The sequence below is a fragment of the Agromyces humi genome, assembly GCF_009720255.1.
Classification (GTDB): Bacteria; Actinomycetota; Actinomycetes; order Actinomycetales; family Microbacteriaceae; genus Agromyces; species Agromyces humi.
In genome coordinates this window covers 1-6,239 of the sequence record NZ_WJSP02000217.1, presented here as the reverse complement: position 1 = coordinate 6,239, position 6,239 = coordinate 1, and the positions used below count along the sequence as shown (strand labels likewise).

Annotated in this window: 6 protein-coding genes and 1 pseudogene; 6 read left to right on the top strand and 1 reads right to left on the bottom strand. The window is 72.2% G+C overall.

The window, feature by feature from the left end:
* The coding region (locus tag GH736_RS15195; protein WP_328596873.1) for a general stress protein at positions 1–667 on the bottom strand (667 nt) is incomplete at its 3' end.
* A gap of 87 nt (positions 668–754) precedes the next feature.
* Between GH736_RS15195 and GH736_RS15190 the strand changes: the two genes are divergently transcribed.
* From GH736_RS15190 to crtI, 6 genes and pseudogenes are all read left to right on the top strand, one after another.
* Positions 755–2,086, top strand: a complete 1,332-nt coding sequence (locus GH736_RS15190; RefSeq protein ID WP_159604807.1) for a magnesium transporter MgtE N-terminal domain-containing protein — start codon at positions 755–757, stop codon at positions 2,084–2,086.
* The gene (locus GH736_RS15185; RefSeq protein WP_159604796.1) at positions 2,073–2,594 is read left to right on the top strand and encodes a DUF1003 domain-containing protein; all 522 of its coding nucleotides are present in this window, start codon (positions 2,073–2,075) and stop codon (positions 2,592–2,594) included. The genes GH736_RS15190 and GH736_RS15185 overlap by 14 nt, the downstream gene beginning before the upstream one ends.
* Positions 2,581–3,777, top strand: coding sequence for an Mrp/NBP35 family ATP-binding protein (locus GH736_RS15180; protein WP_159604794.1), 1,197 nt, complete (start codon positions 2,581–2,583; stop codon positions 3,775–3,777). The genes GH736_RS15185 and GH736_RS15180 overlap by 14 nt, the downstream gene beginning before the upstream one ends.
* A gap of 15 nt (positions 3,778–3,792) precedes the next feature.
* Entirely contained in the window at positions 3,793–4,695 is a 903-nt protein-coding gene (locus GH736_RS15175) for a hypothetical protein (RefSeq protein WP_159604792.1), read from the top strand.
* A 53-nt stretch (positions 4,696–4,748) separates the two neighbouring features.
* Complete coding sequence (locus GH736_RS15170) at positions 4,749–5,159, top strand: hypothetical protein (protein ID WP_159604790.1); 411 nt, start codon at positions 4,749–4,751, stop codon at positions 5,157–5,159.
* Positions 5,160–5,177: 18 nt separating this feature from the next.
* Positions 5,178–6,239: pseudogene (gene crtI, locus GH736_RS15165) on the top strand (phytoene desaturase family protein); the annotation flags it as partial.

Here is a 6,239-nt window from a genome sequence, read left to right as displayed (position 1 = left end):
CTTGGCGACCTTCGGGGAGTACCGGGCGGGCCGGAGCTGGGTCGGTGCCTGCAGGAACCGTGAGATGCCACCGACCCAGTCGGGTATCGGCATCCGTCGCCTCGCCGTAGCTCATCGGACGACCGCTCGTCGGCGAGGAGGCCGGCACGACGGGCGGCCGGGACGGGGTCGCGACCGGTGCGTCCACGCCGAGCACCGATCGTGCGCGCTCGACATGGGCGGACTCGGCGATGATCGCGTAGCGGGTGGCGAGCACCTGGTTCACCGAGGTGAAGTCGCGCCGGCGCCGATTTACCGAGTACGAGACGACGCTGAAGATCATGCCGAAGCCGGCGCCGATGAGCACCGCGGAACCCAGGATGCCGAGCGTGGCGCCCGAGGGCGCGAAGATGAAGAACAGCAGCCCCAGGAACGTGCCGAACCACGCGCCCGAGATGGCGCCCGCGCCCGCGGCGCGACCCCAGCTGAGGGTGCCGGTGATGCGCTCGACGCTCGTGAGGTCGGTGCCGACGATCGCGAGCTCCTTGACCGGGAACTCCGCTTTCGCCAGCCGGTCGACCGCCGCCTGCGCCTCGGGATAGGTCTCGAAGGTCGCAACGGTCTCGCCCTTGGGGAGGGTCGGGAACGTGCGCGCCGTGCGGCCGCCGAACGGGGAAGGTGAGCTCACCCCGTCATTCTCCCACGCGCCCCCGCGCAGCCGCCGGGAGGCCACCGGGAGGGCCTGGATCCCGGCTCCGGGGGCTAAGTTGGTAGCGTGAGCGCCACGAGAGTCTTCGTCGCCCGACTCGCCGGGTGCGCCGTCTTCGACCCCGCCGGGGATCGGGTCGGCAAGGTGCGCGACGTCCTCGTCGTGTACCGCAAGAGCGACCCTCCGCGCGTGGTCGGCCTCATCGTCGAGATCCCGGGCAAGCGTCGCGTGTTCGTGTCGATCGGGCGGGTCACCTCCATCGGCGGCGGGCAGATCATCACCACCGGGCTCATCAACCTCCGTCGCTTCGAGCAGCGCGGCGGCGAGGTGCGCGTCATCGCCGAGATGCTCGGCCGCAAGGTCGTCTTCAACGACGGCTCCGGCGAGGCCACGATCGAGGATGTCGCGATCGAGGAGAAGGAGCCGGGCGAGTGGGAGGTCGACCAGCTCTTCGTGCGGCGTCCCAAGGGCGCGTCGCCGTTCTCCAAGGGCCAGTCGGCGTACGTCACGTGGCGCGAGGTCCGTGAGCTGAACGCGAGCGGCGAGGCGCAGTCGGCCGAGCAGCTCATCGCCACCTACTCCGAGCTGAAGCCCGCCGACCTCGCCAACACCCTCCTCGACCTCCCCGTGCAGCGGCGGCAGGAGGTCGCCGAGGAGCTCTCCGACGACCGGCTCGCCGACGTGCTCGAGGAGATGCCCGAGTCCGACCAGGTCGAGATCCTCTCGGGCCTCGGCGACGACCGCGCCGCCGACGTGCTCGACCACATGCAGCCCGACGACGCCGCCGACCTCATCGCGCAGCTCCCCGAGGAGCGCGGCGAGCACCTGCTCGAGCTCATGGAGCCCGAGGAGGCCGACGACGTGCGGTTCCTCCTCTCCTACGGCCCCGACACCGCCGGCGGCCTCATGACGACCGAGCCGATCATCGTGTCGGCCGACGCCACCGTCGCCGAGGGCCTCGCGCTCATCCGGCGCCACGACCTTCCGCCGGCGCTCGGGGCGGCGGTGTGCGTCACGCTCCCGCCGTACGAGCCGCCGACCGGCCGGTTCCTCGGCATCGTGCACTTCCAGCGGATGCTGCGCTACCCGCCGCACGAGCGACTCGGCACCCTGATCGACCAGGGGCTCGAGCCCGTCCGCGCCGACACCTCCGCCGCCGAGGTCAGTCGCATCCTCGCGAGCTACGACCTCGTCTCGGTGCCGGTGGTCGACGAGAAGCACCGACTCGTCGGGGTGGTGACGATTGACGACGTACTCGACTACCTCCTGCCCGATGACTGGCGAAGTCACCCCGACGACGAGACCGATGTGGGCCGCCGGGCGGCGGCACGCTCCCAGCTGACCACGGGCAGCATCCCGATCCCGAACGGAAGGAGGGCAGGAGATGGCACGCGTTGACGTCGAGGACCGCCGGTTCGACACCCCGAAAGGCACGCGCCGATCCGTGTCCTTCCGCGGATCGGGTGACAGCGACCGGTTCGGCCGCTTCACGGAGTGGGTGGCGCGAGGCATGGGCACGCCGGGCTTCCTGCTCGGGCTCTCGGTGTTCGCCATCTCCTGGATGGCGTGGAACACGTTCGCGCCCGAGCACCTGCGCTTCGACTCGATCGCGATCGGATTCACGGCGCTCACGCTCGTGCTCAGCCTGCAGGCGTCGTACGCCGCCCCGCTGATCCTCCTCGCACAGAACCGCCAGGACGACCGCGACCGAGTGCAGATCGAGCAGGACCGCCAGCGCGCGGAGCGAAACCTCGCCGACACGGAGTACCTCGCACGCGAGGTCGTCGCCCTCCGCCTCGCGATGCGCGACGTGGCGACGAAGGACTTCATCCGCTCGGAGCTGCGCGCCATGCTCGAGGAGCTCGACCGCAAAGACGAGGAGGAGCGGGAGCATGCCGCGTCCTGACGGCGCCGCGCCGCCCGCCCCGGCGGATGCCCTCGCATCGTCGGTGCTGGCCGCGCTCGCCTCGGTCATCGACCCCGAGATCCGACGCCCGATCACCGAGCTCGACATGGTCGAGTCCGTGCGAGCCGACGACGACGGGCGCGTGCACGTCGTGATCAGGCTGACGATCGTCGGATGCCCCGCAGCCGACCGCATCGAACGCGACGTGCTGCAGGCGGCTGAGACCGTCGTCGGTGCCGGGCGCGCCGAGGTGACCCTCTCGGTGATGACGCCCGAGCAGCGGGCCGCCCTCACCGAGCGGCTCCGCGGCGGCCGGGCAGCGCGCACGAATCCGTTCGGACCGGGCAGCCTCACCCGGGTCATCGCCATCACGAGCGGCAAGGGGGGTGTCGGCAAGTCCACCATCACCGCGAACCTCGCCGTGGCGCTCGCCGCCCGCGGCCTCTCGGTCGGCCTCGTCGACGCCGACGTGCACGGCTTCTCGATCCCGGGGCTGCTCGGGCTCGTCGACGACCACGGCAATGCCGCCCGTCCGACCCGCGTCGACGAGATGATCCTGCCGCCCGTCGCGCACGGCGTGAAGGTCATCTCGATCGGCATGTTCGTCGAGCCGACCGAACCGGGCGGTCGCGCGTCATCCGTCGCCGTGGCCTGGCGGGGCCCGATGCTGCACCGCACCCTGAACCAGTTCCTCACCGACGTGTACTTCGGCGACCTCGACGTGCTCCTCGTCGACCTGCCGCCCGGCACCGGCGACGTCGCCATCTCCCTCGGGCAGCTGCTGCCGAACGCCGAGGTCGTGGTGGTCACGACCCCGCAGCCCGCCGCGGCCGACGTCGCCGAGCGGTCGGGCGTGGTGGCCCGGCAGACCGGCCAGCGGATCGTCGGCGTGGTCGAGAACATGGCCGGCTTCGCCGGACCCGATGGCGTGGTCGAGCTCTTCGGCTCGGGCGGCGGCGCGCTCGTCGCCGATCGCCTGTCCGAGGGACAGGACGCCCCCGTTCCCCTGCTCGCGAGCGTGCCGCTGAGCATCGCGCTGCGACAGGGCGGCGATGCGGGCACCCCCGTCGTCGTCTCGGCCCCCGACGACCCCGCCGCCCGCGCGATCGAGCAGGTCGCGGCGCAGCTGGCGGCGCTGCCGCGTTCACTCGGTGGCCGTCGCCTCGACGTCTCGGTGCGGTGAGCTGAGGTGGGTCGGATGCCACGCCGCCGCCTTCCCCGCATGATCGCGCTCCTCGGCACCGCCGTCGCCGTGTCGCTCCCCCTCGCGGCGTGCGCCCCGACCGCCGGATCACCGACGCCCGCGACGCCCTCGACGCCCGACGGCCTCTCGGTGTCGGTCAAGCAGGGTCGGCTCGACGTCGTCGGCCACCGGCTCGTGGTGCGGTTCGAGAACGACGGCGACCACGACGTGGCCGTCGACGGCTTCGTGGTCGAGACGCCGAGCCTCGACGACGGCCTCGTGCGCACGGAGCCGTTCGAGGTGGCCGCCGGCGGCGCGCTCGACATCCGTCTCGACCTGCCGGCCAGCCGCTGCGACGACGAGCCCGGCCCGGTGGTGGTGACGTTCGACTGGCGTACCGTGGTCGAGGGCGACGACCCCACCGACTCCCGCACGGCCTCGGGCGCCCTGACCGCCGACGACCCGTTCGACACCGTGGCGCGCGTGAACGCCGCGGACTGCCTTGCCGAGTCGGTCGCCGACGTGGCGATGATCGTGATGCCCGAGCACCTCCGCTCCACCGGTACGGGGGCCGATCGGCGGGCGTTCATCGACGTCGTCGTCGAGCCCGTGGCATCCGGCGACACGACCATGCGCATCGAGCGGATCTACGGGACGACGCTGCTGAACGCCGAGGACGGCATCGACTGGACGCTCGGCGTCGACGTGGCCGCAGGGGCCGCCCCGATGACCCTCAGCCTGCCGGTGCGCCCGGCGCGGTGCGACGCGCACGCGATCGCCGACGACAAGCGCGGCACCATCCTGCCGTTCGAGATCGCGGCGAGCGACGGCCGCGCCGGGCGCCTCGACGTACCGTCGAGCGACGGCCTCAAGGCGGAGCTGTACGCCTACTACGGCGAGCGCTGCGGGCTCGGCTGAGCTCAGCCGGTCGGGCCTCCCCGCCGCGCGGGCCGGCGAGTAGCATTCGACCCATGGAGCCCTCGTCGGACCAGACCGCGGCTGTCGATCCTGCGCCGCGGCAGCAGGGGTGGTTCATGCGCCTGCCGCTCTGGCTGCGCATCGCGGGGCCCGTCGTGCTCCTGGTCCTCGTCCTCGGCGGCACGGCGGCGGTCGTCGTCGCGTCCCAGCCGAAGGACCCGCTCGCCGAGGCCAGGGCCCTCTGCCTGTCCGGCATGCGCCTGGAGCTCGAGCAGCGTGGCGCGGCCGCGCGGGAGATGCCGCTGTTCTCCGAGGTCGAGCGCGTCACCGACGACGAGTACCGAACGCAGGGATCGGTGTCGTATCGCGACGACGACGGCAGCGAACAGCGCGTGCAGGTGCGCTGCATCGTCAGGGTGGAGGACGGCGTCATGCGCGTCGCCGGCATCCGCTTCAGCAGCTGAGGCGCCGGGCGCGCGGGCACCTGGGAACGACGCGGCTTCCGGTTCGACACCGGTCCGTCGTGGTACCTCATGCCAGAGGTGTTCGACCACTTCTTCCGCCTCTTCGGCACCACGGCCGCCGAGCAGCTCGACCTCACGCCGCTCGATCCGGGCTACCGCGTCTACGGCGACGGGTACGACGCCCCGCTCGACCTCCGCGCCTCCCGCGCCGAGAACGTGGCGCTCTTCGAGTCGGTGGAGCCCGGTGCGGGTGCCGCACTCGAGCGATACCTCGACTCGGCCGCCTCGACCTATGACATCGCGCGGCGCCGCTTCCTCTACACGAACTTCGACGACGTGCGGGGATTCGCCGCGCCCGAGGTGCTCGGGGGCGCGGTTCGCCTGGCCCGCCTGCTGGCGACGCCCCTCGACCGGTTCGCGGCCCGTGCAGTGCACGACCGGCGCCTGCAGCAGGTGCTTGGGTACCCGGCCGTCTTCCTCGGCGCCTCGCCGTCGTCGGCGCCCGCGATGTACCACCTCATGAGCCACATGGACCTCGAACAGGGCGTGCTGTACCCCCAGGGCGGGTTCGGCACCGTCATCGCGCGCATCGCCGCGATCGCCGAAGCGGCCGGGGTCGAGATCCTGACCGGTGCCGAGGTGGAGGCCATCGAGCTCACCGACGACTCGACGCCGTCGGTCACCGGCGTCCGCGTGACGGATGCCGCGGGCCACTCCCGGCGCGTGCCCGCGCACCGCGTCGTGTCCGCGGCCGACCTGCACCACACCGAGACCGAGCTGCTGCCGCGCCGGGCGCAGACCTATCCCGAGACCTGGTGGGACCGGCGCACCTCCGGCCCCGGCGCGGTGCTCGCCATGCTCGGCGTGCGTGGAGCCCTCCCCGGGCTGCTGCACCACACCCTGTTCTTCACCGAGGACTGGGACGAGAACTTCGACCAGATCTTCGGCGACGACCGGCGGGAGCAGGAAGCCGAACACGTCGCCGTCGGAGGCGACCTTCACCTCGTCACCGCCCTCGGGGTTCCAGAAGGTCTCGTAGAACGAGGCCTGGTGGTGCAGCGAGCACTCGCCGTCGAGGAT